Consider the following 24943-nt stretch of genomic DNA (forward strand, 5'->3'; position numbering starts at 1 on the left):
CATGGCAAGCTGGCCGTCAAAAGCCCTCAACCCGGCTCCTTCACCGGGCCCATATCTTTCCAGGGGCTCATGTCCTTGACCACCCATTCCCCTCCGGAGGGGCGACAGGCGGTGCCCTGCAACTTCACCGGCCGAACCTGGGTCTGGATGCTGGCAATGAACGCACGGCAGATCTCGTCCGAGCGCAGGAACGGCCCGCCGACCGGGATGAAGGCACCCTTGATGCCGCTCTGGGGGTTGTCCCAGGAGACGGCGGCGCCATTGCCCTGCGGATCGAGCGCGACGCCCATCGCCCCGTCGGCGCGGCGCAGATCCTCTGGGCCGAGTTCGCTCGCAAGGCCCGCGAGCGCAACCGTCCGGTCGCCGCCGCGAGCCGGCAGGATGGAGGATGTGGTCATCGATTTCGCGGCGATCTCGTCCTCACCCTTGCCGGACAGGCCGAGCATCGGAAACGAGACGGAGCAGCCGGCGCAGAGGAAGGCGAGAGCCGTCGCGGCAGCGAGCGCACGCATGGGCGCTACGCGAAGAGTAAGGCTTTGGAACGAACCCGCCCCTGCCCTATATAAACCAGCCGCCCCAGAACGGTTCACTATTGCGCTCGCCCAACGCCAGATAACGACCGAGGATTAGACTGTGGAACCGTTAACGAGCGGTGACTTCACCCAGGAAAATGAGCCCTTCATCCTGTTCCAGAATTGGCTGGACGAAGCCACGAAGTCCGAGCCGAACGACCCCAACGGCATGGCGCTCTCGACCGTCGATGCCGAAGGCCTGCCCAACAGCCGCATGGTTTTGCTGAAGGGCCATGGGCCGGACGGATTCGTCTTCTACACCAACACCGAGAGCCAGAAGGGCCAGGAACTGCTCGGCCAGCCCAAGGCGGCCGCCCTGTTCCACTGGAAGAGCCTGCGCCGGCAGGTCCGCATCCGTGGCACGGTCACGCTCGTGACCGATGCCGAATCGGATGACTATTACCAGTCCCGCCCGCGCGACAGCCGCATCGGAGCCTGGGCATCCCAACAGTCGCGCCCGCTGGAGAGCCGCTTCGCGCTCGAGAAGGCCGTGGCGAAATACGCCGCCAAATATGCGCTGGGCGAGATTCCGCGCCCGTCCTATTGGCGCGGCTTTCGCATTACGCCGGTTTCCATCGAGTTCTGGAAGGACGGCGCCTTCCGCCTGCATGACCGCATCGTCTTCCGCCGGCCCGCGCCCGGCGAGCCCTGGACGAAGACGCGCCTATACCCTTGAGGATACCAGCCCCCATGGCGATGCCTAAGTTCGACTTCCCCAAGACCGAGGCCGGCAAGCGCCCGGTCATGCTGCTGACGGGGGCGAGCCGCGGCATCGGCCACGCCACGGTGATGCAGTTCGCCATGTCCGGCTGGCGCATCCTGTCCTGCTCGCGCCAGGCCTTCTCGGACAAATGCCCCTGGCCCTCCGGCGCCGAGGATCATGTTCAGATCGATCTCGGCGACCCCGAGGACACGATGCGCGGCATCGCCGAGATCAAGAAGCGCCTCGCCGCCGAGGGCGGAAAGCTCAATGCGCTGGTCAACAATGCCGGCATCTCGCCGAAGGGGCCGAAAGGCGAGCGGCTGGGCGCCGCCACCACCTCCTTCAACGACTGGCACCAGGTCTTCCAGGTCAATTTCTTCGCGCCGATCATGCTGGCGCGCGGTCTGCTGGACGAACTGACAGCCGCGAAGGGCACCATCGTCAACGTCACCTCGATCGCCGGCTCCCGCGTGCACCCCTTCGCGGGCGCCGCCTACGCCACCTCGAAGGCCGCGCTCGCCAGCCTCACCCGCGAGATGGCGTCCGATTTCGGCCCTGCCGGCATCCGCGTCAATTCCATCTCGCCGGGCGAGATCGACACCTCGATCCTCTCGCCCGGCACGGAGAAGATCGTCGCTACCCTGCCGATGCAGCGCCTCGGCAAGCCCGACGAGGTCGCCAAGGCGATCTATTTCCTCTGCACGGAGGCATCGAGCTACGTCACCGGCTCGGAGCTGCACATCAATGGCGGGCAGCACGTTTGATGCGCGAGCATTTTCAAGCGAAGTGGATACCGGTTCGCGTGAAGAAAATGCGGCAAAACACGTTTGGGATAGCGCGCCATGACGGCCGATAGCGGCCAGGTCATCCGCTTCCCGGCCTCGGGCCGCGCGGCGGGCCGCCCGGTGCTGGCAGCGTCGGTTGCTGTCTTCCGCGACGGCAAGGTGCTGCTGGCGACGCGCACCAAGCCCCCCGCCGACCAGCTCTGGTCGCTGCCCGGCGGCAAGGTAGAGGCCGGCGAAACGCTGGAACAGGCGGCGCTGCGCGAGCTCGAGGAGGAGGTTGGGGTCACCGCTCGCATCCTCGGCTTCAACCGCCATGTCGAGATCTTCGGCCGCGACGCCAAAGGCGCCGTGACCCATCACTTCGTCGTCGCCTCTTTCGTCGGTGCGTGGCTTTCCGGCGAAGCGCGGACGGGTCCGGAGGCCGGCGCCGTGATGTGGGCCGATCCCCTGAAGCTCGGCGGCATCGCGACGACGCGCGAGCTAGGCGACGTGCTGCGCCGGGCACACAGCCTCATCACGGCAGGCGAGCCGGCATGACGCGCGCACGCGCCTTCCTCGCTGCGGCGACGGCCCTGCTCCTGCTCGCGCCGATGGCGACGCAGGCTCAGCAGCGCGCACAGCCTCCGGCGGCCAAGCCCGCGGAGAAGCCGCCCGAACCGCCGGCGCCGGAGCCGCCCGGCCCTCCCTACGAACCGCAGCTCCTGCAATTGGCGGAGATCATGGGCTCGCTCGCCTATCTGCGGACGCTCTGCGGCGGTAAGGAGGCGCAGGACTGGCGCAACCGCATGGCGGCACTGGTCGAGGCCGAGGGCCGCACCCCGCAGCGGCGCGATCGCCTGACCGCCGCCTTCAACCGGGGCTTCAAAGCCTATTCGCTGACGCACCGTGTCTGCACGGAGGTCAGCCAGGAAGCGTCCACCCGGCTCGCAACCGAAGGCGAGGCGCTGTCGCGGGCACTTGCCGGCCGCTATGGCGGATAGGCCACAGCTGTTGCCCGAATGCGATTTTGCGCCGAATTCTTCCTGTCGCGTTAACCTTTCCTAAACGCCGCGGTAGCGTCCCGCTCTGGCACGGCTTATGACAGGAGCATAAAGTAAACGTCGCGATCCGGAGCATAACCGGCGCGATTCGCATCAAGCAAAGGCCGCAGAGTCCCCTCGATGTCGATTCCGCACGACGATACGATGCTCGACCCGAACCTTGCCGAGGACCATGGCGACGCCCGACGCGTCGCCTACGGCTATGTCGAGGACGCCTTCGCCGAGGCGCAGCAGGACGGGCTCGACTCGGATGCGCTGGCCCATGCCGCGCTGTTCGCGGCGCTGCGCACGCTGGTCGAGACCTATGGCGAGGAGGCCACCGCCCTTTTCGCGGAAAACCTCCCCGAGAAGGTCCGCAACGGCGCCTTCACCTGCGGCACGCGGCACTAGTCTGCTGCCGCCCGGGCCGTCGCGGCCCTTTGCGCCATTAACGCCTGCTCCTTCAAATTGCCCGTCAACGCGACCGCCTGCTCGAAGGCTTCCGCCGCCTCGCGATGCCGGCCGAGCTTCGACAGCAGGTCGCCACGCACGCTCGGCAACAGATGGTAGCGCTTGAGCGCGGGCTCAGCCGCCAGCGCCTCGACCAGTTCCAGGCCCACTGCCGGACCTTCTGCCATCGACACGGCGACGGCCCGGTTCAGCTCGACGATCGGCGATGGTGTCACGCGGGCGAGGACGCCGTAGAGCGCTGCGATTCGCGCCCAGTCCGTCTCGTCGGCCGTGGGCGCGCGCGCATGGCACGCAGCGAGCGCCGCCTGCAGCAGATAGGGGCCGGGTGACGAACCGGCGAGCCTCTGCGCCCGCTCCAGCGCCTCGAGGCCGCGCCGGATCAGGAGCCTGTCCCAGCGCGCCCGGTTCTGGTCGAGCAGCAGGATCGGCTCGCCATCCGGCCCGATCCGGGCTCGCAGCCGGGAAGCCTGCAGCTCCATCAGCGCGATGAGGCCATGCACCTCCGGCTCCCCCGGCGCCCGCGCCGCCAGGATGCGCCCGAGCCGCAACGCTTCCTCGCACAGTTCGGGACGCACCCAATCCTCGCCGGATGTCGCCGCATAGCCCTCGTTGAAGATCAGGTAGACGACCTCGAGCACCGAGGCGAGGCGCGCGCCCAGCTCCGGGCCCGAGGGCACCTCATAAGGCACCTTGGCCTCGCTCAAGGTCTTCTTGGCGCGCACCAGGCGCTGCGCCATCGTCGGCTCCGGCACGAGGAAGGCACGCGCGATCTCCTCCGTCGTCAGCCCGCCGAGCAGCCTGAGCGTCAGAGCGAGGCGGGCCTCCTGCGACAGGACCGGATGGCAGGCGGTAAAGATCAGCCGGAGCAGGTCGTCACCGACCTCGTCGTCGAGTGCGGCATCGGGACCCGGCATCGAGCCTTCCCCGTCGATGTCGTGCCCGAGCTCCTCCTGCTTGCGTCGGACCATCGCCTCGTGGCGGACCGCATCGAGCGCACGATGCTTCGCCACCTGCATGAGCCAGGCGGCCGGATTGCGCGGCACGCCCTCTTCCGGCCACTGCTTCAGCGCCGCGACCAGCGCGTCCTGCGCCAGCTCCTCGGCCCGGCCGATATCGCGCGTCAGCCGCGCGAGCCCCGCGATCAGCTTCGGCGCCTCCATGCGCCAGACCGTCTCGACGGTGCGGTGTGCATCGCTTGCCGACATGGGAGGCGATACACACCATCAGCGGCCCTCGCTGGCAAGCGCAGCGGGTCGCAGTGCCGATCGCTCACCCCTGCCCGGACTCGGCCTTGAGACGATCCCACTGCGCCGCAGTCTCCGGCGTGACCACCTCGCCGAAATCGGCCAACTCGAACAGCGGACGAATCTCGATCTCGGACGGGCCGGGCATCGGGTTGGGGCAGCGCTTGACCCAGGCGATCGCCTCCTCCAGCGAAGCGCATTCCCAGAGCCAATAGCCCGCGACGAGTTCCTTCGTCTCGACGAAGGGTCCGTCGACCACGGAACGCTTCGTGCCGTCGAACTGCACGCGCACGCCCTTGGAGCTGGGATGCAGGCCGTCGCCGCCCTTCATGATGCCGGCTTTCACCAGCTCCTCGTTATAGGCCATCATCGCTTCCAATAGCTCCGCAGTCGGCGGCGCGCCGGCTTCGCTGTCCTTGGTCGCCTTGACCATCACCATGAAACGCATCGGTTCTCTCCTTGGAGCACGGGAGATTGAGGCGTTGCCTCGCATCTGCCCGCTTGATTGGGTTTCGGGGTTGTCTCTGGTTCAGCCGGCGCGGTTCGCTGTCTCGGCGCGCAGCCGCTCTTCCTGCTCGCGGAGCGCGGGCGTTATCGCCTCGCCGAAATCCTCCAGCTCGAAGATCGGGCGCAGCTCGATCTCGGTGCCGCCGTCGAAGGGCGCGCGCTTCAGCCACTCGACAGCCTCGTCGAAGGAGCGAACCTGCCAGATCCAGAAGCCGGCGAGCAGCTCCTTGGTCTCGGCGAAGGGACCGTCGGTGAGTGTCCGCTGCGAGCCCTGGAAGCGCATGCGCAGTCCTTTCGAGCTCGGATGGAGCCCATCCATCGCCAGCATCACGCCGGCCTTCACCAGCTCCTCGTTATAGGCTCCCATTTTGGTCAGCATGTCCGTGCTCGGCATGACGCCGGCTTCGCTGTCCTTGCTGGCCTTGACCAGAACCATCACGCGCATCCGCGTTCTCCTTGGGTTGGGAGAAACGGGCGTCCGGCAAAGCGCCGAGACCCGTTCTCTGCCTCGACGTCGAACGGGCGCGGCCGGAATCGACACGGCCGCGAATCTTTTTCGTTTTTTTGCGCGGAGCGTCGCGCGCCGTTCAGGAGGCGCGGGGCAGCGCCTCCAGGAACCGTGCCGGCTCGCCCCGCGACGGATTCGTCAGCTCGCCCTCCCACATCACCTTGGTGCCGCGCACATAGGTGCCGACCGGCCAGCCAGTGACGGTGACGCCGTCATAGGGCGTCCAGCCACATTTCGAGGCGATCCAGTCATTGGTGATCGTCTGCTTGCGCTTCATGTCGACGACAGTCAGGTCGGCGTCATAGCCGACAGCGATGCGGCCCTTGCCTTCCAGCCCGAAGATGCGCTGCGGGCCATGGCTGGTCAGGTCGACGAAGCGCTCCAGCGTCAGCCTGCCGGCATTCACATGGTCGAGCATGACCGGCACCAGCGTCTGCACGCCCGGCATGCCGGAATGGCTCGCCGGATAGGCATGGTGCTTCTCCTCATGGGTATGCGGCGCGTGATCGGAGCCGAGCACGTCGACGATGCCCTGCTCGACTCCCCACCAGATGCGTTGGCGGTGGCTGTCGTCGCGGATCGGCGGGTTCATCTGGGCATAGGTGCCGAGACGCTCGTAACAGTCGGGCGCGACCAGTGTCAGGTGGTTCGGCAGAACCTCGACGGTCGCGACGTCCTTGTGGTCCTTGAGGAAGACCATCTCCTCGCCCGTCGAGATGTGCAGGATATGGACGCGCGCCCCCGTCTCGCGCGCGATCCTGACCAGACGTTTTGTGCAGGTCAGCGCCACTTCCGGTGAGCGCCAGACCGGATGGCTCGACGGGTCGCCCTCGACGCGCAAGGGCATGCGCTCGCGCAGCATCATTTCGTCTTCGGAATGGAAGGCCGCGCGCCGGCGCGTGCGCTTCAGGATTTCGGCGACGCCCCTGTCGTCCTCCACGAGCAGGTCGCCGGTCGAGGAGCCCATGAACACCTTGATCCCGGCCGCGCCCGGCAGGCGCTCCAGCTCCGGCACCTCGGCGGCATTCTCGTGCGTGCCGCCGACCCAGAAGGCGAAGTCGCAATGCATGCGATGCCGACCGCGCTTCACCTTGTCGGCGAGCGCCTCGGGCGTGGTCGTCTGCGGAATGGTGTTCGGCATCTCGAAGACGCAGGTGACGCCACCCAGCGCCGCCGCGCGCGAGCCGGTCTCCAGATCCTCCTTATGGTCGAGCCCCGGCTCGCGGAAATGCACCTGGCTGTCGATGACGCCGGGCAGGACATGCAGGCCGGTGCAATCGACGACCTCGCCGGCCGAGGCTTGGCTGAGGTCGCCGATCGCCATGATCTTGCCGCCGGTGATGCCGAGATCGCGCCGGACCTGCCCGTCCTGGTTCACCACCGTGCCGCCCTTGAGGATGACGTCGTAGGTCTGGGGCATGGGGTTCTCCGGGCGGTTGAGTGAAAGACCGATGCAGCCTACCTATCGGCCAAAGCGCCGTCTCGGAAGCCCAAACAGTTTTCGGGTGTCGCCATCATCGCCATTCGGCTGACGAGCCTAGGCCCGACATCAGAACTGGAACGGCTGCCCATGTCCGCAACCCGATTGATCGACAGCGGCGTCATCCGCGTCAGCGGAGAGGACGCGCGGGATTTCCTGCAGAACCTCGTCACCAACGAGATGGACCTGGTAACGCCGGGCCATGCGGGCTACGGCGCGCTGCTGACACCGCAGGGCAAGATCATCTGCGACTTCTTCATCGTCGCCCTGCCTCCGGAGGACGGTGGCGGCTTCCTGCTCGACGTGCCGCTGCTGCAAACCGCCGATCTGATGAAACGACTGAAGCTCTATAAGCTGCGCGCCAAGGTGACGCTCGACGACCTGACCGAGGCCAGCGCCGTCATTGCATCCGCCGACGGCGCGCCGCTGCCGGCCGATGCCGGCATCGTCTATGACGATCCGCGCTTGGCCGAGCTGGGCCAGCGCGCCATCGCCGACGCCGCGGGCATCGATGCGCTCGTGACCGCCGAGCCGGAGAGCTATCACGCCCGCCGCGTCGCGCTCGGCATCCCCGCCGGAGGACGCGATTTCGCCTATGGCGACGCTTTCCCGCACGAGGCGCTGCTCGACCAGCTCGGCGGAGTCTCCTTCAAGAAGGGCTGCTATATCGGGCAGGAGGTCGTCTCCCGCATGCAGCATCGCGGCACCGCCCGCACCCGCATCGTCCCGGTGGTCTTCGACGGCGGCATAGCCGCCGAGACCGGTTCGGAAGCTGCCGCCGGCGGCAAGCCGCTCGGCACCATCGGCACCACCGCCAACGGCCGGGCACTCGCCGTGCTCAGGCTCGACCGGCTCGCCGATGCGCTCGCAGCCGGCGAGACGCCCATGGGCGGCGGGCTCGCCTTCCATCTTGCGGACAAGCCGGGCTTCATCCGCTTCCCCTTCCCCGGCGAACCGGGTTTCGGAGCCGCCGCATGAACGACGTCCCTGTCCTGACCGAAGAACGCGTTGCGATTCAGGGGCCGGACGGCAAGTTCCGCTGCCGCTGGCCGGGTACGGACCCGCTCTACCTCGCCTATCACGACACCGAATGGGGCGTGCCGGAATATGATTCCCGCGCGCTATGGGAAAAGCTGATCCTCGACGGCTTCCAGGCCGGCCTCTCCTGGATCACGATCCTGAGGAAGCGCGACGCCTTCCGCGCCGGCTTTGCCGGTTTCGAGCCGGAAGCGGTAGCGCGCTTCACCGAGGCCGATGTCGCGCGCCTGCTCGCCGACCCCGGCATCATCCGCCACCGCGGGAAGATCGAGGGCACGATCAAGAGCGCACAGGCCTATCTGAAGCTGAGCGAGCGCGAGCCCTTCGCCGATTTCCTCTGGAAGCATCTCGACGGACGCGTGCTGCAGAACAGCTTCCGCGCGCAGGGCGAGGTTCCGACCCAGACCAAGGTTTCCGAGGCGATCTCGAAGGAACTCAAGAAGGCCGGCTTCACCTTCTGCGGCCCGACCATCGTCTACGCCTTCATGGAGGCCTGCGGGCTGGTCAACGACCACCTGACCGGTTGCTTCCGCTACGCCGAGTGCGCGGCGCTGGCCCGCGACACGCGCCCCGCAGCCTGATGGCCCGCCAACCCGAACCGCCGCGCGCCTGGCAGCGCATGCTCTCCGGGCGACGGCTCGACCTGCTCGATCCTTCCCCGCTCGATGTCGAGATCGAGGACATCGCCCATGGGCTCGCCCGAGTCGCGCGCTGGAACGGCCAGACGCGCGGGGCTCACTCCTTTTCGGTGGCGCAGCACTGCCTGCTGGTCGAGGCCATCGCCGACCATCTCAATCCGGATTGGAGCGATGCCTGGCGGCTGATGGCGCTGCTGCACGATGCGCCCGAATACGTCATCGGTGACATGATCTCGCCCTTCAAGGTCGTAATGGGCGATGCCTACAAGAGCGTGGAGCTGCGCCTGCTGACCGCGATCCACCTGCGCTTCGGCCTGCCGGCCACCATGCCGGCCGTGCTCAAGCGCAAGACCAAGGAGGCCGACACCATCGCCGCCTTCTTCGAGGCGACGCAGCTTGCAGGATTCGGCCGCGAGGAGGCCCTGAAGTTCTTCGGACGGCCGCAGGCGCTGCCCGCCGCCGTCCTCGCCTGGCTCCAGCCGCTCGACACCGAAACGGCCCAGAGCCGCTTCCTTGCCCGCTTCGCGGAGCTTTCCTCGACGGCTTAGTGTGTCAGACGCACCGCGCTGATCTCGTTGGCGATCGCCTTGAAGACCGGGTCGAGCTGGGAAGCGTTCTGGACGTTGTAATACATCGCATCCGTGCTGGCGCATTTGCGCAGCAGGGTTTCGTTCCCGGCGATGACGCGGATGGTGTAGAGGCCGATGCCCGCATCCTTGATGTTCGTGCAAGCCAGCTCGGTGCGCTTGTCGATATTCGGATTCGACGTCGAGCCATCCCCTTCGAAGCGGTTCTGCGTATTGTCGCCGTCCGTCAGCAGGATCATGTACTTCTTCAGCCGCGGCTCGGTCGCGGGCTTCGCTTCGGTATAGGGGGCTCCTGGCGAAAGCGTCGCCGCCCCCCAAACCGCACCGATGGTAACGTTGGTTGCTCCCACGGGCGTCATGTCGTCGACACGACTTTCGAGGGCGGTCCAATTGGACGTGAGTGGCAGGATCTCCGCGAGCGTGGACTGGCCGCACCAGAAAGCCGGGTACTGCTGGGCGCTCGCCGCATAGGACCCGCCATCCATGGTGTCGTAGTTCTGGTCGCGATCCGCGATGCAGCCTTGCGCGCTGGTGGACCAGGTCGCCTTCGTCATCGTCTCGGTATCGCAGACTTGTTGCTTGCGCCCGTTGATCGTCACGTTTCGGCAATTGACCTGCCGGGTCATGCCGTAGCGCATCCACTCCGCGTCCTTGAAGCTGCGAGGGATACGGACCTGCGTATTGAACGGCACAATCGAAATACGGATCTGGTCCGGATCGATCGCAGCGTCCTTCATGATCTTGAGCAGGCTCTTCGACGCCGTCTTCAGCGCGGTCATCTTGCCGTTCTGAGCCATCGAGCCCGTGTTATCGAGAACGAGCGCCAATTCGATCGTGTTCGTTCCCCAGGTCGATTGGGCATTGGTGGCGACGGGGATATACTGGGTGCCGAGCACACGCGCGATCGTCGTCGGCATGTTCGCATTGGCCTCGATCTTGATCGTGCGCTGCGTGCGGTCGATCGTCACCACGGCGTTGGTGAAGGACTCCTTCGCATCGGGCGGGAGATTGTCGCGGATCCAGGAATCGATCCGGGTCCTGAGCTGCGCATCGGTCAGCTTCTGCGCATCGCGCGCCGCCATCAGCGATGCCGCGTCGATGGCCGAGCTCAGCGCCTGGCGCACATTGCTCGCCCGCGAGTAGTCCACCGAGACGCCGACGACGCCCGTCAACGGAACGATGGCGAGACCGGTCATCACCAGCACGTTGCCGCGCCGATCCCGGCCGAACCGCCGAACCATCTCCATGAGGGAAGCGATCTTGAACATGGCACCTGACCCCCTGATCGAATTGCCGCATTCGACCTGGGAACCCTGACGCCGGGGAACTTACGAATTACTGAAACCGATTTTAGGAACTCGGGCCTTTCCTCACATTTTAACGGCAGACGCCCTGCCGCAGCGTCATGACGCGCCTATGCGCCCAGGAATGCATCCACAAGTTGCAAGAAAGGTACTCTGCAGCTTTTGCCAATTATTTCCATATTTGCACAGGTGATCATCGTTTTTTCGGCATTTTGAAAAAGAGACTTTCGGAGGATCATTCGTCCGAACAGTCGGAGGAACACCATGTCGGACACCCCCACCATCACCTTGCCGGCCGGCGTCGTCATCAAGGGCGCCCTGCAGCCGCGCTTCGAGGAGGTCTTGACCACGGAGGCGCTCGCCTTCGTCGCCGACCTCCATCGACGCTTCAACGAGACCCGCAAGCGCCTGCTCTCCCTGCGCACCGAGCGGCAGAAGCGCTTCGATGCCGGCGAGACGCCCGACTTCCTGCCCGAGACCCGGCATATCCGCGAGGGCGACTGGACCGTCGCGCCGATCCCGGCCGACCTGCTCGACCGCCGCGTCGAGATCACCGGCCCCGTCGACCGGAAGATGATCGTCAACGCGCTGAACTCCGGCGCCAAGGTCTTCATGGCCGATTTCGAGGACGCGTCCTCACCGGTCTGGACCAACATGGTCGAGGGCCAGCTCAACCTGAAGGACCGCTGGGCGGGCAAGATCGACTTCACCGAGCCGACGACCGGCAAGGCCTACAAGCTGGGCGCCAAGCTCGCCGTGCTGATCATCCGCCCGCGCGGCTGGCACCTGCCCGAGCGCCACATCGAGATCGACGGCGAGATCGCCTCGGGCTCGCTGGTCGATTTCGGCCTCTATGTCTTCCACAACGCCAAGGCGGCGCTGGCGGCCGGCTCCGGCCCCTATTTCTACCTGCCGAAGCTGGAGAGCCATCTCGAGGCCCGGCTCTGGAACGACGTCTTCGTCGCGGCGCAGAGCGCGCTCGGATTGAAGAACGGTACGATCAAGGCCACCGTCCTGATCGAGACCCTGCCCGCCGCCTTCGAAATGGACGAGATCCTGTACGAGCTGCGCGAGCACATCGCCGGCCTCAATTGCGGCCGCTGGGACTACATCTTCTCCTTCATCAAGAAGCTCGCCCGCAACAAGGCCTTCGTCCTGCCGGACCGCTCGCAGGTGGTGATGTCGAAAGCGTTCCTGCGCGCCTATTCGCTGCTGCTGATCAAGACCTGCCACAAGCGCGGCGCCTTCGCGATGGGCGGCATGGCGGCGCAGATCCCGGTCAAGAACAATCCGGAAGCCAACGCCGCCGCCTTCGCTAAGGTCAAGGCCGACAAGGAGCGCGAGGCCGGCGACGGCCATGACGGCACCTGGGTCGCCCATCCCGATCTCGTCCCGGTCGCGATGGAGGTCTTCGACCGGCTGATGCCGCAGGCCAACCAGCTCGGCAAGAAGCGTGAGGATGTCAGCATCGCCGCGAAGGACCTGCTGGAAGTCCATCAGGGCACGCGCACCGAGGAAGGTTTCCGCGAGAACATCCGCGTCGGCGTGCAGTACATCGAGGCCTGGCTGCGCGGTCGCGGCGCCGTGCCGATCTACAACATGATGGAGGACGCCGCGACGGCCGAGATCAGCCGCGCCCAGATCTGGCAGTTCGTCCAGTACGGCGTGGCGCTCGAAGGCGGGATCAACGCCGACGCCGCCCTGTTCAAGCGCTGCCTGCCCGAGGAGATGGAGCGCGTGAAGAACGAGCTCGGCGCGGAGAACTATGCCAAGGGCCGCTTCCCCGAGGCGATCGCTCTGTTCGAGACGCTCTCGCTGGCGCCGAACTTCGAGGACTTCCTCACCGTCCCGGCCTACGGCAAGCTCGCCTGAGCAGGCTTCCGAGCCTTCAGGAATCGGACGCGAAGCGCCGCCGTAAGGCGGCGCTTCCGTTTCGGCGGGACTGCACATGGTTCCGCGCAAGATCGGCATGCGGTAGGAGGAGACCATGGATTTCCTGCCCCGCCTCGCCGCCACCGTCGACCACTATCGCAGGGAGGTCGCCGACCGGCGGGAGCACCTTTCCCTGTTGCGCTGGCAGATCGGACAGGGCCATCGGCTCGACAGCCGCGACACCTTTCCCGGCCACCTCACCACCAGCGCCTTCGTGCTGTCGCCGGACCATGCCCAGGTCCTGCTGATCGACCATATCGTCATCGGCCGCTGGCTCCAGCCGGGAGGGCACTGGGAAGAAGCCGAAGATTTCCACCAATCGGCCGCGCGCGAGGCCCTTGAGGAAACCGGGGTCCAAGGGATGAGCCTGCACCCCTGGCACAGCAGCGCCGACATTCCCTTCACCATCGACAGCCATGACGTTCCGGGCAAGCCCGCTCGCGGCGAGCCGGACCATGTCCATCACGATCTGCAATACCTCTTCCTGGCCGATGCCCGGCAGCCGCTCGTAGCCCAGGTCGAGGAGGTCCACGCTGCCGCCTGGAAGCCGCTAGGGCTGCTCGCCGAGATCGCGCCCCGTGCGCTGGCACGCATCGCAACATTAAAGCCGCCGGGATGATGTTGCGGCAACGCAACATGTAACATCATAACATCTCCGATCTCGGAATGACGCTCGCGTGCGGAATGCCCTTGCGGCAGAGTCGGCATTGGAAAGGCGATTCCACTATTGCAAATAATTTGCAATAGCATTATCGAGCTTTCACCTGACTGGAGCCCGTGATGTCGCCTCGCCTTGTCGTTCTCTCTCTGCTTGCCTTCACGACCGCGACCGCAGCTACCGCCGCTGACCTGCCGTCCCGAAAGAGCGCGCCGCCACCGGCGCCCGTGCTCTCCGCCTGCACCGAGAGCGAGGGCATCCCGACGGACGCCTTCGGCTTCACCACCGGCTCGGACGTCGCGGAGAAGGGCTCCTTCGGTCCGAGCCTGACCTATAACGGCGCCTTCGGCACCCGCACCGGCACATCGAACGGCCATGCCCTGACCCTGCAGGGCTCCTATGGCCTGTTCCCCTGCTTCGAGATTGGCCCCTATGCCCTCGGCTCCTTCACCAATGCCTCGGCCGGCGGCATCAGTGCTGACGAACGCAGCTACGGCGCCGGCGTCGAGATGAAGTACCGGCTGCTCGGGCGGGACCTGCATGGGTTCGGCCTGACCGTGGTGGTCGACCCCAGCGTCAATCGCATCGACCCGGAAGGCGCCGGCCGCTTCACCGTCTACAACACGGGCCTTCGGCTCTTCGCCGACAAGACACTGATCCCTGGCAAGCTCTACGCCGCCGTCAATCTCTCGCAGGACATGACCTGGACCGGCCCCTCGCCCTACGGCCGCTCATCGACCTTCACGGTCGGCGGCTCGCTCGCCTGGCAGGTGCAGGACGGGCTCTATCTCAGCGGCGAGGTCCGCCACCTGCGCGCCCATAACGATCTCGGCTTCAGCAACGAGGCCGGCTACGCCACCTTCGCCGGCCCCGGCGTCTTCTGGCAGGCAACGAAGCAGCTCGCCCTCTCCGCCGCCTACAACATTCAGGTCGCCGGCAAAGCCAAAGGCGAGCCCGGCAATCTCGACCTGACCAATTTCAGTCAGCACCTCGTCAAGGTAAAGCTCGGCTATAGCTTCTGAGATTTCGACCGTTCATTCTGGTCCGGAGGCGGCCGCGGCGACGCGGCCGCCGTTATGTTTTTGTATGGCCCGCCATCACGTTGACATACTCCGGGGCAGTATCATACGAGGAGTTCGATACAGATACTCCGCCCCAGTATGGTTACAGTATGCCTCACAGCCCCGAAGACAAGCGGCGGGCCGTCACCCGCCTGCGCCGGATCCGAGGCCAGACGGAGGCCTTGATCCTCGCGGTCGAGCGCGGCGAGGATTGTGGCGCGCTGCTGCAGCAACTCGCCGCCCTGCGTGGCGCCGCGACCGGGCTGATGGCGGAGGTGCTCGAAATGCATCTGCGCGAAACGGTTCACGCTCCAGCTCGGCCGGAGGAGGACAGCGCCGAAAGCCCTGACTCCATCACCGAGATCATGCGAGTCATCCGCCCCTATCTGAAATGAACGCCCGAACGGAAGGACACATCCGATGAAGACACGCGCCGCCGTAGCCTGGGAGGCCGGCAAGCCGCTCACCATCGAGACCATCGAGATCGGCGGGCCGAAGGCCGGCGAGGTCCTCGTCGAGGTGATGGCGACCGGCATCTGCCACACCGACGCCTACACGCTGTCGGGCCTGGATTCCGAAGGCAAGTTCCCGGCGATCCTCGGCCACGAAGGCGCGGGCATCGTCCGCGAGGTCGGCGCCGGCGTGACCACACTGAAGCCCGGCGACCACGTCATCCCGCTCTACACGCCGGAATGCCGCAGCTGTAAGTCCTGCCTGTCGCGCCGGACCAACCTCTGCACCTCGATCCGCGCCACCCAGGGGCAAGGGCTCATGCCCGATGGAACGTCTCGCTTCTCCTGCGACGGCGGTGAGGTCTTCCACTACATGGGCTGCTCGACCTTCGCGAACTTCACGGTGCTGCCCGAGATCGCACTCGCCAAGGTCCGCGAGGACGCGCCCTTCGACAAGATCTGCTACATCGGCTGCGGCGTGACGACCGGCATCGGCGCGGTGATCTACACCGCCAAGGTCTGGCCGGGCGCCAATGTCGTGGTCTTCGGCCTCGGCGGCATCGGCCTCAACGTCATCCAGGGCGCCCGCATGGTCGGCGCCGACAAGATCATCGGGGTCGACATCAACCCGAGCAAGCGCGCGATGGCCGAGAAGTTCGGCATGACCGACTTCGTCAACCCGGCAGAGATCGGCAACGACAAGGTGGTGCAGGCGATCGTCGACCTGACCGGCGGCGGCGCCGACTTCTCCTTCGACGCCACCGGCAACACCAATGTGATGCGCCAGGCTCTGGAGTGCTGCCATCGCGGCTGGGGCGAGTCGATCATCATCGGCGTGGCGGAGGCCGGCAAGGAGATCGCCACCCGGCCGTTCCAGCTCGTCACCGGCCGCGTCTGGAAGGGCACGGCCTTCGGCGGCGCCAGGGGCCGCACGGACGTGCCGAAGATCGTCGACTGGTACATGGAGGGCAAGATCAACATCGACGACCTGATCACCCACAAGCTCTCGCTGGACGAGATCAACCACGGCTTCGACCTGATGCATGAGGGCAAGTCGATCAGGAGCGTCGTGGTCTACTGAGGCGCCGCTTTCCGGCCTCATCCATGAGGCAGTGAAGCATTCTTCGTCATTCCGGGGCAGCGCGAAGCGCTGAACCCGGAACCCACGACTGGGTACCACCCTTGGATAAGCCGATCGGGCAAGGCTCGCCGGTCGTGGGTTCCTGTTCGATCCAGGCGGATCGCCACGGAATGACAAAGGCCGCGCCTCAACCAAGAAAGGACCCCGCATGGAACTCCTCTCCGCCTCCAAGGCCTTCGGCGGCTCGCAGCGCGTCTACCGTCACGACAGCGCTGCCTGCGCCTGCCCGATGACCTTCGCGATCTACCTGCCGCACCAGAGCGAGGACGGGCCGGTTCCGGTGCTGTGGTATCTCTCGGGCCTGACCTGCACCCATCAGAACGTCGTGGACAAGGGCGAATACCGCGCCGCCGCGGCGGCGAACGGCATCGCCATCATCTGCCCGGATACCAGCCCGCGCGGCGCGCATGTGCCCGACGAGCCTGAGAACTGGCAGTTCGGCTCCGGCGCCGGCTTCTATCTCGACGCAACGCAGGAGCCCTATGCGGAGAACTACCGCATGGAGAGCTACATCCGCGACGAGCTGCCGGAGCTGGTCGCACGGCATTTCTCGCTCGACATGGATCGCCAGGGCATCTTCGGCCATTCCATGGGCGGGCATGGCGCAATCACCCTCGCGCTCAAGAATCCAGGGCACTACCGCTCGGTTTCGGCCTTCGCGCCAATCACCCAGCCCTCGACCGCCGGCTGGTCCCGCCCCGCCCTGGAGAAATATCTCGGGCCCGACGAAAAGAATTGGCGAGCCTACGACTCCACCCTGCTGATCGCCGACGGCCACCGCATCCGCGACCTGCTGGTCGACCAGGGCATGGCGGACGGCTTCCTCGAGGAGGGGCTTCGTCCGCAACTCCTGGAGATCGCCTGCGCCACGGCCGGCATCCCGCTGCAATTGACGATGCGGGAGGGTTACGACCACTCCTACAACTTCGTCTCGACCTTTATGGCGCAGCACATCGCCTGGCACGCAGAACGCCTGATGGTTTAGCCCGGCCGGCGCGGAACGGCAGCCCCCGCCCCGCGTTGAAGCTTTCGGAGCCCAATCCGGGTTCCCACGAGCTGATGGCGAGGCCATGTCGCAGGGCAATCGTTCATTCTTCACGCGCCTGTCCCAGTTCGTCTCCCACTGGGCCGGCAAGCCGCAGATCTTCGTCGCCGCTGCGAGCCTGATCGTGCTCTGGGCGGCGTCCGGCCCCATCTTCGGCTTCAACGACACCTGGCAGCTCGTCATCAACACCTCGACGACCATCATCACCTTCCTGATGGTCTTCATCATCCAGAGCAGCCAGAACCGCGACACCGCGGCCATGCAGATCAAGCTCGACGAGTTGATCTCCAAGCTCGACGGCGCCCGAGAGGAACTGCTGGATCTGGAAGACCTCGACGAAGGCAGGATCGAGAAGATCCGCCAGGAATTCGAGAAGACCGCGGAGCGCGCCCGCGCCAAGGCACGTACAGAAGCGAATTAGCCGGGCGCCGAGGCTGTCAATCGCCACCTTTCACGGAAAATCAAGCTTAGCAGTTAACGTTAAGTCGGACTTAAGAAGTCCCTGTCATTGTCCTTTTCGTGAGTAACTAGCGCGGGCTGCGTTCTTTGCGCCGCGCAAACGCGAAGGACGCTGCCATGGGCAGTTTGAAAACACTTGCGCTGGCGGGCAGCCTTGCTCTCGGCGCTTCCGTCGCGGCGAACGCGGCCGATCTCGCTTACGCTCCGCAGCCTCAGCCCGAGCCGCTGGGCCTCAAAGGTACGATCTCCAGCGGTGTCTATCTCCGCGGAGATATCGGCGTCGGCGTCCAGTCCGTCAGCAAATACTATCAGCAGGATGTCGCGCAGTTCGGCGGCACCTTCTTCGGCAAGACCGACAACGCGGCCTTCTTCGCTGGCCTCGGCATCGGCTACCGCTTCAACAACTGGCTTCGCTTCGACGTCACCGGCGAATATCGCGGCGCTGGCCAGATCGGAGTCAGCGACTTCGTCTTCAACCCGTTCAACAACGGCTTCCAGAGCAACACCTACAAAGGCAACCTGTCCTCGCTGGTCACGCTCTTCAACGGCTACTTCGACCTCGGCACCTGGAACTGCCTGACGCCTTATATCGGCGGCGGTATCGGCTTCACCCAGAACCGCATCACCGGGCTGACCGACCAGGGCGCCCTGGTCGGCGACTTCACCGGTGCTACCCTGAACACCTCCGGCACCGGGACCAAGACCGGCCTGGCCTGGGCGCTCATGGCGGGCCTCGGCTACGAGGTGAACAAGAACCTCACCCTCGAGGTCGGCTATCGCTATCTGAACCTCGGCGACGCTCAGTCCGGCCGCCTGATCAACGCCTTCAACGGGCAGGTCCAGGCTCCGCTGCGCGCGAAGGATATCGACAGCCACGACTTCCGCATCGGTATGCGCTGGAACTTCAACGATCCGAGCTGCTGCGGCCCGGAGCCGGTGGCTTACGCTCCGCCGGTCGTGCGCAAGTACTGAGACGGCCTCCACAGCCCGAAACAGAAACGGCGCGGATCCTTCCGCGCCGTTTTTTTGCTTTTGCAGGCGTGCGCTTCAGCGCAGCAGCGAATGTCCGGTCATCTCGGCCGGCTGATCGAGTCCCATCAGGGCCAGCAGCGTCGGCGCGATATCGGCGAGGCGCCCCTCCGCCAGTGCACTGCCACCGCCACCGATCATCATCAGTGGCACCGGGTTGGTGGTGTGTGCCGTATGCGGCTTTCCCGTGACGGGATCGACCATCAGCTCGGCATTGCCGTGATCGGCCGTGACGAGAAGCGCTCCGCCCGCCCGCTCTACGGCGTCCGCGATGGCGCCCAGCCCCGCATCGACCGTCTCCACCGCCTTGATCGCCGCAGCGAGCACGCCGGTGTGGCCGACCATGTCGGGATTGGCGAAGTTCAGCACGACGAGGTCGTAGCGGCCTGAATCGATCGCCTCCACTGCCTTGGCGGTCAGTTCCGGCGCCGACATCTCCGGCTGGAGATCATAGGTCGCGACCTTGGGCGAAGGCACCATCACGCGGTTCTCGCCGGCGTAGGGCGTCTCCTCGCCGCCGTTGAAGAAATAGGTGACGTGCGGATATTTCTCCGTCTCGGCCATGCGGATCTGCGTCCGGCCGGCCTTGGCGACGGTCTCTCCGAGTCCGTTGGCGAGGGTCTGGGCTGCGAACAGCGCCGGCATGATCCTGTCGAGCTCGGCGCTGTAGGAGGTCATGCTGACCGCCTTGACGAGCCTCGGCACGCGCGTCCGGGCAAAGCCCGCGAAAGCCGGCTCCAGCACCGCGGCCAGGATTTCGCGGATGCGGTCGGAGCGGAAATTGAAGCTGAGCAGCCCGTCGCCGTCCTGCATCCCTTCATAACCGCCGATCGCGGCCGGCAGGATGAACTCGTCGGTGACGTTCCCGGCATAGGCGGCGGCGATCGCCGCGTCAGCCGTGGCGAAGGCCGCTCCCTCGCCCAGCACCATGGCACGCCAGGCCTTCTCCACCCGCTCCCAGCGATTGTCGCGATCCATCGCGTAGTAACGGCCCGAGAGGCTGGCGATGCTCGCGCCGGCCGGCAGCGCGGCAGCGAAGGCCTTCACATAATCGGCGGCCGATTGTGGCGGCGTATCGCGCCCGTCGGTGAAGACATGGACCTTCACCGCGATGCCCTGCCCGGTCAGGATACGCGCGAGCGCCACGGCATGGTCCTGATGGGCATGCACGCCGCCGGGCGAGACGAGCCCGAGGAGATGGCAGGCGCCGCCGCTCGCCTTCAGCGCCGCGACGAGACCGCTTGCTTCCAGCGCCTTTGCAATCGAGCCGTCGGCGATCGCCTGGTTGATACGCGGCAGGTCCTGCATCACCACCCGGCCGGCGCCGAGATTGAGATGGCCGACTTCGGAATTGCCCATCTGCCCCTCGGGGAGCCCGACATCGAGCCCGGAGGTCCGCAGGAAGCTGTGCGGACCGGCCTGCCAGAAGCGGTCGAAATTGGGCGTCTTCGCCAGCCGGACGGCGTTGTTCCCGCTCTCGTCGCGCCAGCCCCAGCCATCGAGGATCATCAGCATCACGGGGCGAGGCGGCATCGGCGGACCTTCGAAGAACGATGAAAGTGGTACCAGCGGATACCATGCGCCGCGCGGCGGAAGCGAGTGCTAAGAAGGTCGCGCTGCCCGCGACGGAGGAACGCGATGACGATCAAGGCGCTGGTGTTCGATGCTTACGGCACGCTGTTCGACGTGCAGTCCGTCGCCGGCGTCACCGACGCCGCCTTCCCCGGGCAGGGCACGACGATCACGCAGATCTGGCGCCTGAAGCAGCTCGAATACACCTGGCTGCGCGCGCTCATGGGGCGCTACGAGGATTTCTGGACCATCACGCAGGAGTCGCTCGACTTCACCCTGAGGACACTCGGCCTCTCCGCGACGCCGGAATTCATCGCGCAGATCGCCGAGGCCTACGACGCGCTCAGCCTCTATCCGGAGGCGCGCAGCGCGCTGGAAGGGCTCGCCTCCCACCGCCTCGCCATCTTCTCGAACGGCAGCCCCGCCATGCTGAAGCGGCTCGTCGCGCATGCCGGCATCGGCGCGCTCATTGAAACCGTGATCAGCGTCGACGAGATCGGCGTCTACAAGCCCGATCCGCGCGGCTATGCCCATGTCGAGAAGCGGCTGGGCCTCGCCCGTGAGGAGATCCTCTTCATCTCCTCGAACGGCTTCGATATCGCCGGTGCCAAGGCGCATGGCTTCCATGTGGCGCGTATCGATCGCGTGCCATCGCAGCAGTTGCGCTCTGAACTGGCGGCGGCAGCCCACATCGATCCCGCGCTGATGTTCAAGGCGTTGCGGATGCAGCCCGAACAGCTCGGCTTCCACGCCGATGCCAGCATTGCTGCCCTGACCGATCTCGTTTCCTATGTCGCCGGACTGGAACGGGCCTGAGCGCCACCGGAGGAAACCGCGATGATCAAGCTCTACTACCATCCCTCGCCGAACCCGGCGAAGGTCGCGCTGTTTCTGGAAGAGGCCGGCCTGCCCTATGAGATGGTGCCGGTCGACACCCGCAAGGGCCAGCAGTTCGCGCCCGAATTCCTCGCCATCAACCCCAATGCCAAGACCCCGGCCCTGACCGACGGCGATGTCACGGTCTTCGATTCGAACGCGATCCTGCTTTACCTCGCCGACAAGACCGGCAAGTACCTGCCGCAGGATACGCCGAAGGCGCGTGGCGAGATGCTGTCCTGGCTGATGTTCGTCGCCACCGGCATCGGCCCCTATTGCGGCCAGGCCGTGCATTTCAGCCGCTTCGCCCCGGAGAAGATCCCCTACGCCATCAACCGCTACGCCCGCGAGGCCGAGCGCCACTGGGGCATCATCGACGAGCGGCTGAAGAGCCGCCATTACATGCTGGGCGATGCCTACACGCTGGTCGACATGTCGGTCTGGGGCTGGGCGACGCGGCTTTCCTTCGCCGTTGGCGACAGCTGGGCGACACTGTTCCCGAACGTGAAGCGCCACACCGACGAAATCTCGGCCCGGCCTGCCGCCCAGCGCGCGATGGCGCTGAAGGACCAGTTCGCCTTCAAGACCGAGTTTGACGACGAGGCCCGCAAGTTCCTCTTCCCGCAGAACGCGCATCTGGCGGGCTGAGAGCTCCGCCCGTCATTCCGGAGCAGGCCGCAGGCCTGAGCCCGGAATGACGGCGAGGCCACTTGCATCTTCGCCACGCTGTGCATCGCGCGCAAAAACGCTGGCGGCGCCAAGGATTTCGCGCCAGTGTCGCCGCGGCACCGCCCAGGGAGGCGCGGGGCTCCAGCACAGTCTCCGAGAGGACGGATGCCTACCGATATCGAGATCGCGCGCGCCGCGACGCTTCAGCCCATTGCCGCCATCGCCGCAAAGGCGGGCATCCCCTCCGAAGCGCTTAACCCCTATGGCAAGTACATCGCCAAGGTCGACACCCACGCCGTCCCGGACTTCCAGGCCCGGCCGGACGGCAAGCTGATCCTAGTCACCGCGATCAGCCCGACACCCGCCGGCGAGGGCAAGACCACGACGACGGTCGGCCTCGGCGACGGCCTCTCCCGCATCGGCAAGCGCGCCATGATCGCGCTGCGCGAGCCCTCGCTCGGCCCGAGCTTCGGCATGAAGGGCGGCGCGGCCGGCGGCGGCTACGCCCAGGTGGTGCCGATGGAGCAGATCAACCTGCACTTCACCGGCGACTTCCACGCCATCACCAGCGCTCACAACCTGCTCGCGGCGATGGTCGACAACCATGTCTACTGGGGCAACGGGCTCGGGCTCGACACCCGCCATATCGCCTGGCGCCGCGTGATGGACATGAACGACCGGGCGCTGCGCTCCATCGTCTCCTCGCTCGGCGGGGCAGGCAACGGCTTCCCGCGTGAGGACGGCTTCGACATCACCGTGGCCTCCGAGGTCATGGCGATCTTCTGCCTCGCGCGCGATGCCGCCGATCTGGAGGCGCGGCTCGGCCGCATCGTCGTCGGCCGCACCCGGGAGAAGCGCCTGGTCACCGCTGCGGACGTCAAGGCGACCGGCTCGATGAGCGTGCTGCTCAAGGACGCGCTGATGCCGAACCTCGTGCAGACGCTGGAGGGTACGCCCGCCTTCGTCCATGGCGGCCCCTTCGCCAACATCGCCCATGGCTGCAACTCGGTCATCGCGACGAACGCGGCCCTGAAGCTCGCCGACTACGTCGTCACCGAGGCCGGCTTCGGCGCCGATCTCGGGGCCGAGAAGTTCTTCGACATCAAATGCCGCAAGGCCGGGCTGAAGCCTGCCGCGGCCGTCGTCGTTGCGACGGTGCGCGCACTGAAGATGCATGGCGGCCTCGCCAAGGATGCGCTGGCCCGCGAGGACATGAAGGCTCTGGAGGCGGGTCTTTCCAACCTCGCCCGCCATGTCGGCAATATCCGCAAGTTCGGCGTGCCGCCCATCGTCGCGATCAATCACTTCGCGACCGACACCGCCGCCGAGCACGAACTGATCCGCCACTACTGCCGCAACCATCTCGGCGTTGAGGCGGTGATTTGCCGGCACTGGGCCGAGGGCAGCGCCGGCACCGAGGAACTCGCCCGCAAGGTCGCGGCTATGGCGGATGAGGACGAGGCCGATTTCGCCCCGCTCTACCCGGACTCAATGCCGCTGCGGCACAAGCTGGAAATCATCGCGCGCGAGATTTACGGCGCCGAGGGCGTCAGCGTCGCGCCCAAGCTCGAGGCCCGTTTCGAGGAGCTGGAGGCCGCCGGCTTCGGCAGCCTGCCGGTCTGCGTCGCAAAGACCCAGTATTCCTTCTCGGCCGACCCGACGCTGCGCGGCGCGCCCTCCGGCCATATCGTGCCGTTGCGCGAACTGAGGCTCTCGGCCGGCGCGGGCTTCGTCGTCGCCATCTGCGGGGACATCATGACCATGCCTGGCCTGCCGCGCGAGCCCGCCGCCGAACGCATCCATATCGACGGTCAGGGGCGGATCGAAGGTCTGTTCTGACACCTCCGACGGCGGTGTCACGCCTCCGTCATACGAGTCGTCGATGCGCCCCGGTTCAGCATCGGCGAAGCGGGACGGGAACAGGACATGACGATGGAGATCACCGGCGCCCGCGTGCTTCTCGACGGGCTAGAGGCGACGAATGTCTCGCTCGAGGGTGACAGGATTGCGGCCGTCGGTGCGGCGGCGAAACCTGCTGGCCTGACGATCCACGCTGCCGGCTGCCTCGTCCTGCCTGGCATCGTCGACAGCCATGGCGACGCTTTCGAGCGCCACATCATGCCGCGCCCCGGCGTCTCCTTCGATCTCGACCTCGCGTTGCGCGATGCCGACCGCGCTCTATTGGCGAGCGGCATCACCACCGCCTTCCACGGCGTCACATGGTCCTGGGAGCCAGGCCTTCGTGGTGCCGAGAATGCGCGCCGCCTGGTCGAGCGCATTGCGGCCCTCCAGCCCGAACTCGGGGCCGACACCCGCTTCCACATGCGCCACGAGACCTTCAACCTCGACGCGGAAGAGGAGATCGCCCGTTGGCTGGAGCAGGGCCACATCGGCGTGCTCGCCTTCAACGACCATATGGAAGGCACGCTGAAATCGCAGAACCGGCCGGACAAGATCGGCAAGATGGTCGAGCGGACGGGTCTCAGCCATGCGGATTTTCTGGCGCTGGTCGAGCGCGTCTATGCCCGCAGCGGCGAGGTTCCCGGCTCCGTCGCGCGGCTGGCCGAGGCTGCACGCCGCGCCGGCGTGCCGATCATGTCACATGACGATGCGACCCCCGCGATGCGCCGGAGCTATCGCGAACTCGGCGTCACCCTGGCCGAATTCCCCATCAACGTTGAAACGGCGCAGGAAGCGGCCTCGGCAGGGGAAGCCATCGTCTTCGGCGCCCCCAACGTGGTCCGTGGCGGCTCGCACACCGGCTGGACCTCGGCCGAGGAGATGGTGCGGGCCGGTCTCTGCACCATCCTAGCCTCGGATTACTACTACCCGGCCCTGCCGCTCGCGCCCTTCCTGCTGGCGGATCGCGGCGCGGCAACCTTCCCAGCCGCCTGGAAGCTGGTTTCGGAGAATCCCGCAATGGCGCTCGGCCTCACCGACCGCGGCTGCATCGCGCCGGGCCTGCGCGCCGATCTCGTCATCGTCCGGCCGGAGCCGACACCCCGCGTGGTCGCGACCATCGCCGCAGGCCGGCTCGTCCATCTGGCCGATCCGAGCCTGCTGGGCGGCTGAAGCCCACCGTCATGCTCGGGCTTGACCCGAGCATCTCGTGAAGGAGAGGCGTCTCTTTCTGACAGAGATTCTCGGGTCTACGCGGAGTTTATCCTTGGGCCGACCAAGGTCAGACCCGAGG

The 24943-nt window shown here is 66.3% G+C and carries 27 protein-coding genes; 20 read left to right on the forward strand and 7 right to left on the reverse strand.

Annotation, left to right across the window (positions count from 1 at the left end):
* Positions 1-26: 26 nt before the first annotated feature.
* Positions 27-512, reverse strand: coding sequence for an RT0821/Lpp0805 family surface protein (locus BoBH3_RS00080; protein WP_262328719.1), 486 nt, complete (start codon positions 510-512; stop codon positions 27-29).
* 121 nt (positions 513-633) lie between these two features.
* Between BoBH3_RS00080 and pdxH the strand changes: the two genes are divergently transcribed.
* The 5 genes from pdxH to BoBH3_RS00105 all read left to right on the forward strand — a co-directional run bounded on the left by pdxH (position 634) and on the right by BoBH3_RS00105 (position 3490).
* The gene (pdxH, locus tag BoBH3_RS00085) at positions 634-1248 is read left to right on the forward strand and encodes a pyridoxamine 5'-phosphate oxidase (RefSeq protein ID WP_262328720.1); all 615 of its coding nucleotides are present in this window, start codon (positions 634-636) and stop codon (positions 1246-1248) included.
* A gap of 68 nt (positions 1249-1316) precedes the next feature.
* The gene (locus BoBH3_RS00090) at positions 1317-2039 is read left to right on the forward strand and encodes an SDR family NAD(P)-dependent oxidoreductase (protein ID WP_262329635.1); all 723 of its coding nucleotides are present in this window, start codon (positions 1317-1319) and stop codon (positions 2037-2039) included.
* A gap of 78 nt (positions 2040-2117) precedes the next feature.
* On the forward strand, positions 2118-2597 hold the full coding sequence (locus BoBH3_RS00095; RefSeq protein ID WP_262328721.1) for an NUDIX hydrolase: 480 nt from the start codon (positions 2118-2120) through the stop codon (positions 2595-2597).
* Positions 2594-3040, forward strand: coding sequence for a TIGR02301 family protein (locus BoBH3_RS00100; protein ID WP_262328722.1), 447 nt, complete (start codon positions 2594-2596; stop codon positions 3038-3040). Before BoBH3_RS00095 ends, BoBH3_RS00100 begins: the two co-directional genes overlap by 4 nt.
* Before the next feature lie 180 nt (positions 3041-3220).
* Positions 3221-3490 (forward strand): hypothetical protein, encoded by a 270-nt coding sequence (locus BoBH3_RS00105; RefSeq protein ID WP_262328723.1) that lies wholly within the window; start codon positions 3221-3223, stop codon positions 3488-3490.
* On the opposite strand, the gene BoBH3_RS00110 is transcribed toward BoBH3_RS00105, so the two are convergent.
* The 4 genes from BoBH3_RS00110 to BoBH3_RS00125 all read right to left on the reverse strand — a co-directional run bounded on the left by BoBH3_RS00110 (position 3487) and on the right by BoBH3_RS00125 (position 7229).
* Positions 3487-4755, reverse strand: a complete 1269-nt coding sequence (locus tag BoBH3_RS00110; RefSeq protein ID WP_262328724.1) for an RNA polymerase sigma factor — start codon at positions 4753-4755, stop codon at positions 3487-3489. The two genes, BoBH3_RS00105 and BoBH3_RS00110, sit on opposite strands and share 4 nt — an antisense overlap.
* 64 nt (positions 4756-4819) lie before the next feature.
* Entirely contained in the window at positions 4820-5242 is a 423-nt protein-coding gene (locus BoBH3_RS00115; RefSeq protein ID WP_262328725.1) for a YciI family protein, read from the reverse strand.
* A gap of 81 nt (positions 5243-5323) precedes the next feature.
* The gene (locus BoBH3_RS00120) at positions 5324-5746 is read right to left on the reverse strand and encodes a YciI family protein (RefSeq protein WP_262328726.1); all 423 of its coding nucleotides are present in this window, start codon (positions 5744-5746) and stop codon (positions 5324-5326) included.
* Between the two features lie 142 nt (positions 5747-5888).
* On the reverse strand, positions 5889-7229 hold the full coding sequence (locus BoBH3_RS00125; RefSeq protein WP_262328727.1) for a dihydroorotase: 1341 nt from the start codon (positions 7227-7229) through the stop codon (positions 5889-5891).
* Between the two features lie 150 nt (positions 7230-7379).
* Between BoBH3_RS00125 and ygfZ the strand changes: the two genes are divergently transcribed.
* The 3 genes from ygfZ to BoBH3_RS00140 are packed head-to-tail and all read left to right on the forward strand — an operon-like array spanning position 7380 to position 9513.
* Positions 7380-8267 (forward strand): CAF17-like 4Fe-4S cluster assembly/insertion protein YgfZ, encoded by an 888-nt coding sequence (gene ygfZ / locus BoBH3_RS00130; protein WP_262328728.1) that lies wholly within the window; start codon positions 7380-7382, stop codon positions 8265-8267.
* The gene (locus tag BoBH3_RS00135; RefSeq protein WP_262328729.1) at positions 8264-8908 is read left to right on the forward strand and encodes a DNA-3-methyladenine glycosylase I; all 645 of its coding nucleotides are present in this window, start codon (positions 8264-8266) and stop codon (positions 8906-8908) included. The genes ygfZ and BoBH3_RS00135 overlap by 4 nt, the downstream gene beginning before the upstream one ends.
* Positions 8908-9513 (forward strand): HD family hydrolase, encoded by a 606-nt coding sequence (locus BoBH3_RS00140; protein ID WP_262328730.1) that lies wholly within the window; start codon positions 8908-8910, stop codon positions 9511-9513. Before BoBH3_RS00135 ends, BoBH3_RS00140 begins: the two co-directional genes overlap by 1 nt.
* Here the strand turns inward: BoBH3_RS00140 and BoBH3_RS00145 are convergent.
* Positions 9510-10820, reverse strand: coding sequence for a TadE/TadG family type IV pilus assembly protein (locus BoBH3_RS00145; protein WP_262328731.1), 1311 nt, complete (start codon positions 10818-10820; stop codon positions 9510-9512). The genes BoBH3_RS00140 and BoBH3_RS00145 overlap by 4 nt on opposite strands.
* A gap of 300 nt (positions 10821-11120) precedes the next feature.
* On the opposite strand from BoBH3_RS00145, the gene aceB reads away from it, so the two are divergent.
* From aceB to BoBH3_RS00185, 8 genes are all read left to right on the forward strand, one after another.
* A complete protein-coding gene (aceB, locus tag BoBH3_RS00150; RefSeq protein ID WP_262328732.1) occupies positions 11121-12728 on the forward strand; it encodes a malate synthase A in 1608 nt (535 codons plus the stop codon).
* 115 nt (positions 12729-12843) lie between these two features.
* Positions 12844-13407, forward strand: a complete 564-nt coding sequence (locus BoBH3_RS00155; protein ID WP_262328733.1) for an NUDIX hydrolase — start codon at positions 12844-12846, stop codon at positions 13405-13407.
* A 161-nt stretch (positions 13408-13568) separates the two neighbouring features.
* A complete protein-coding gene (locus BoBH3_RS00160) occupies positions 13569-14468 on the forward strand; it encodes a hypothetical protein (protein ID WP_262328734.1) in 900 nt (299 codons plus the stop codon).
* Positions 14469-14617: 149 nt separating this feature from the next.
* Entirely contained in the window at positions 14618-14902 is a 285-nt protein-coding gene (locus BoBH3_RS00165; RefSeq protein WP_262328735.1) for a metal/formaldehyde-sensitive transcriptional repressor, read from the forward strand.
* A gap of 25 nt (positions 14903-14927) precedes the next feature.
* Positions 14928-16040, forward strand: coding sequence for an S-(hydroxymethyl)glutathione dehydrogenase/class III alcohol dehydrogenase (locus tag BoBH3_RS00170; protein ID WP_262328736.1), 1113 nt, complete (start codon positions 14928-14930; stop codon positions 16038-16040).
* 208 nt (positions 16041-16248) lie between these two features.
* Positions 16249-17085, forward strand: a complete 837-nt coding sequence (gene fghA, locus BoBH3_RS00175) for an S-formylglutathione hydrolase (protein WP_262328737.1) — start codon at positions 16249-16251, stop codon at positions 17083-17085.
* 85 nt (positions 17086-17170) lie between these two features.
* A complete protein-coding gene (locus tag BoBH3_RS00180) occupies positions 17171-17566 on the forward strand; it encodes a low affinity iron permease family protein (protein ID WP_262328738.1) in 396 nt (131 codons plus the stop codon).
* Between the two features lie 155 nt (positions 17567-17721).
* Positions 17722-18576, forward strand: coding sequence for an outer membrane protein (locus tag BoBH3_RS00185; RefSeq protein ID WP_262328739.1), 855 nt, complete (start codon positions 17722-17724; stop codon positions 18574-18576).
* 75 nt (positions 18577-18651) lie between these two features.
* On the opposite strand, the gene gpmI is transcribed toward BoBH3_RS00185, so the two are convergent.
* A complete protein-coding gene (gene gpmI, locus BoBH3_RS00190; protein ID WP_262328740.1) occupies positions 18652-20166 on the reverse strand; it encodes a 2,3-bisphosphoglycerate-independent phosphoglycerate mutase in 1515 nt (504 codons plus the stop codon).
* A gap of 105 nt (positions 20167-20271) precedes the next feature.
* On the opposite strand from gpmI, the gene BoBH3_RS00195 reads away from it, so the two are divergent.
* The 4 genes from BoBH3_RS00195 (at position 20272) to BoBH3_RS00210 (ending at position 24822) form a co-directional block, all read left to right on the forward strand.
* Positions 20272-21021 carry a haloacid dehalogenase type II gene (locus BoBH3_RS00195; protein ID WP_262328741.1) on the forward strand — a complete coding sequence of 250 codons (750 nt, stop codon included), beginning with the start codon at positions 20272-20274 and terminating at the stop codon, positions 21019-21021.
* Positions 21022-21042: 21 nt separating this feature from the next.
* A complete protein-coding gene (locus tag BoBH3_RS00200) occupies positions 21043-21729 on the forward strand; it encodes a glutathione S-transferase family protein (protein WP_262328742.1) in 687 nt (228 codons plus the stop codon).
* 186 nt (positions 21730-21915) lie between these two features.
* Entirely contained in the window at positions 21916-23589 is a 1674-nt protein-coding gene (locus tag BoBH3_RS00205; protein WP_262328743.1) for a formate--tetrahydrofolate ligase, read from the forward strand.
* Positions 23590-23676: 87 nt separating this feature from the next.
* The gene (locus BoBH3_RS00210; RefSeq protein WP_262328744.1) at positions 23677-24822 is read left to right on the forward strand and encodes an alpha-D-ribose 1-methylphosphonate 5-triphosphate diphosphatase; all 1146 of its coding nucleotides are present in this window, start codon (positions 23677-23679) and stop codon (positions 24820-24822) included.
* Positions 24823-24943: the final 121 nt, after the last annotated feature.

The organism is Allobosea sp. BH3, assembly GCF_025499465.1.
GTDB lineage: Bacteria > Pseudomonadota > Alphaproteobacteria > Rhizobiales > Beijerinckiaceae > Allobosea.

What these genes read in the sequence shown, in the direction of transcription:
- BoBH3_RS00080 (WP_262328719.1), bottom strand. Translation starts at nt 512, where the DNA reads ATGCGTGCGCTCGCTGCCGCGACGGCTCTCGCCTTCCTCTGCGCCGGC.
- BoBH3_RS00090 (WP_262329635.1), top strand. Translation starts at nt 1,317, where the DNA reads ATGCTGCTGACGGGGGCGAGCCGCGGCATCGGCCACGCCACGGTGATG.
- BoBH3_RS00095 (WP_262328721.1), top strand. Translation starts at nt 2,118, where the DNA reads ATGACGGCCGATAGCGGCCAGGTCATCCGCTTCCCGGCCTCGGGCCGC.
- BoBH3_RS00100 (WP_262328722.1), top strand. Translation starts at nt 2,594, where the DNA reads ATGACGCGCGCACGCGCCTTCCTCGCTGCGGCGACGGCCCTGCTCCTG.
- BoBH3_RS00105 (WP_262328723.1), top strand. Translation starts at nt 3,221, where the DNA reads ATGTCGATTCCGCACGACGATACGATGCTCGACCCGAACCTTGCCGAG.
- BoBH3_RS00110 (WP_262328724.1), bottom strand. Translation starts at nt 4,755, where the DNA reads ATGTCGGCAAGCGATGCACACCGCACCGTCGAGACGGTCTGGCGCATG.
- BoBH3_RS00115 (WP_262328725.1), bottom strand. Translation starts at nt 5,242, where the DNA reads ATGCGTTTCATGGTGATGGTCAAGGCGACCAAGGACAGCGAAGCCGGC.
- BoBH3_RS00120 (WP_262328726.1), bottom strand. Translation starts at nt 5,746, where the DNA reads ATGCGCGTGATGGTTCTGGTCAAGGCCAGCAAGGACAGCGAAGCCGGC.
- BoBH3_RS00125 (WP_262328727.1), bottom strand. Translation starts at nt 7,229, where the DNA reads ATGCCCCAGACCTACGACGTCATCCTCAAGGGCGGCACGGTGGTGAAC.
- ygfZ (WP_262328728.1), top strand. Translation starts at nt 7,380, where the DNA reads ATGTCCGCAACCCGATTGATCGACAGCGGCGTCATCCGCGTCAGCGGA.
- BoBH3_RS00135 (WP_262328729.1), top strand. Translation starts at nt 8,264, where the DNA reads ATGAACGACGTCCCTGTCCTGACCGAAGAACGCGTTGCGATTCAGGGG.
- BoBH3_RS00140 (WP_262328730.1), top strand. Translation starts at nt 8,908, where the DNA reads ATGGCCCGCCAACCCGAACCGCCGCGCGCCTGGCAGCGCATGCTCTCC.
- BoBH3_RS00145 (WP_262328731.1), bottom strand. Translation starts at nt 10,820, where the DNA reads ATGTTCAAGATCGCTTCCCTCATGGAGATGGTTCGGCGGTTCGGCCGG.
- aceB (WP_262328732.1), top strand. Translation starts at nt 11,121, where the DNA reads ATGTCGGACACCCCCACCATCACCTTGCCGGCCGGCGTCGTCATCAAG.
- BoBH3_RS00155 (WP_262328733.1), top strand. Translation starts at nt 12,844, where the DNA reads ATGGATTTCCTGCCCCGCCTCGCCGCCACCGTCGACCACTATCGCAGG.
- BoBH3_RS00160 (WP_262328734.1), top strand. Translation starts at nt 13,569, where the DNA reads ATGTCGCCTCGCCTTGTCGTTCTCTCTCTGCTTGCCTTCACGACCGCG.
- BoBH3_RS00165 (WP_262328735.1), top strand. Translation starts at nt 14,618, where the DNA reads ATGCCTCACAGCCCCGAAGACAAGCGGCGGGCCGTCACCCGCCTGCGC.
- BoBH3_RS00170 (WP_262328736.1), top strand. Translation starts at nt 14,928, where the DNA reads ATGAAGACACGCGCCGCCGTAGCCTGGGAGGCCGGCAAGCCGCTCACC.
- fghA (WP_262328737.1), top strand. Translation starts at nt 16,249, where the DNA reads ATGGAACTCCTCTCCGCCTCCAAGGCCTTCGGCGGCTCGCAGCGCGTC.
- BoBH3_RS00180 (WP_262328738.1), top strand. Translation starts at nt 17,171, where the DNA reads ATGTCGCAGGGCAATCGTTCATTCTTCACGCGCCTGTCCCAGTTCGTC.
- BoBH3_RS00185 (WP_262328739.1), top strand. Translation starts at nt 17,722, where the DNA reads ATGGGCAGTTTGAAAACACTTGCGCTGGCGGGCAGCCTTGCTCTCGGC.
- gpmI (WP_262328740.1), bottom strand. Translation starts at nt 20,166, where the DNA reads ATGCCGCCTCGCCCCGTGATGCTGATGATCCTCGATGGCTGGGGCTGG.
- BoBH3_RS00195 (WP_262328741.1), top strand. Translation starts at nt 20,272, where the DNA reads ATGACGATCAAGGCGCTGGTGTTCGATGCTTACGGCACGCTGTTCGAC.
- BoBH3_RS00200 (WP_262328742.1), top strand. Translation starts at nt 21,043, where the DNA reads ATGATCAAGCTCTACTACCATCCCTCGCCGAACCCGGCGAAGGTCGCG.
- BoBH3_RS00205 (WP_262328743.1), top strand. Translation starts at nt 21,916, where the DNA reads ATGCCTACCGATATCGAGATCGCGCGCGCCGCGACGCTTCAGCCCATT.
- BoBH3_RS00210 (WP_262328744.1), top strand. Translation starts at nt 23,677, where the DNA reads ATGACGATGGAGATCACCGGCGCCCGCGTGCTTCTCGACGGGCTAGAG.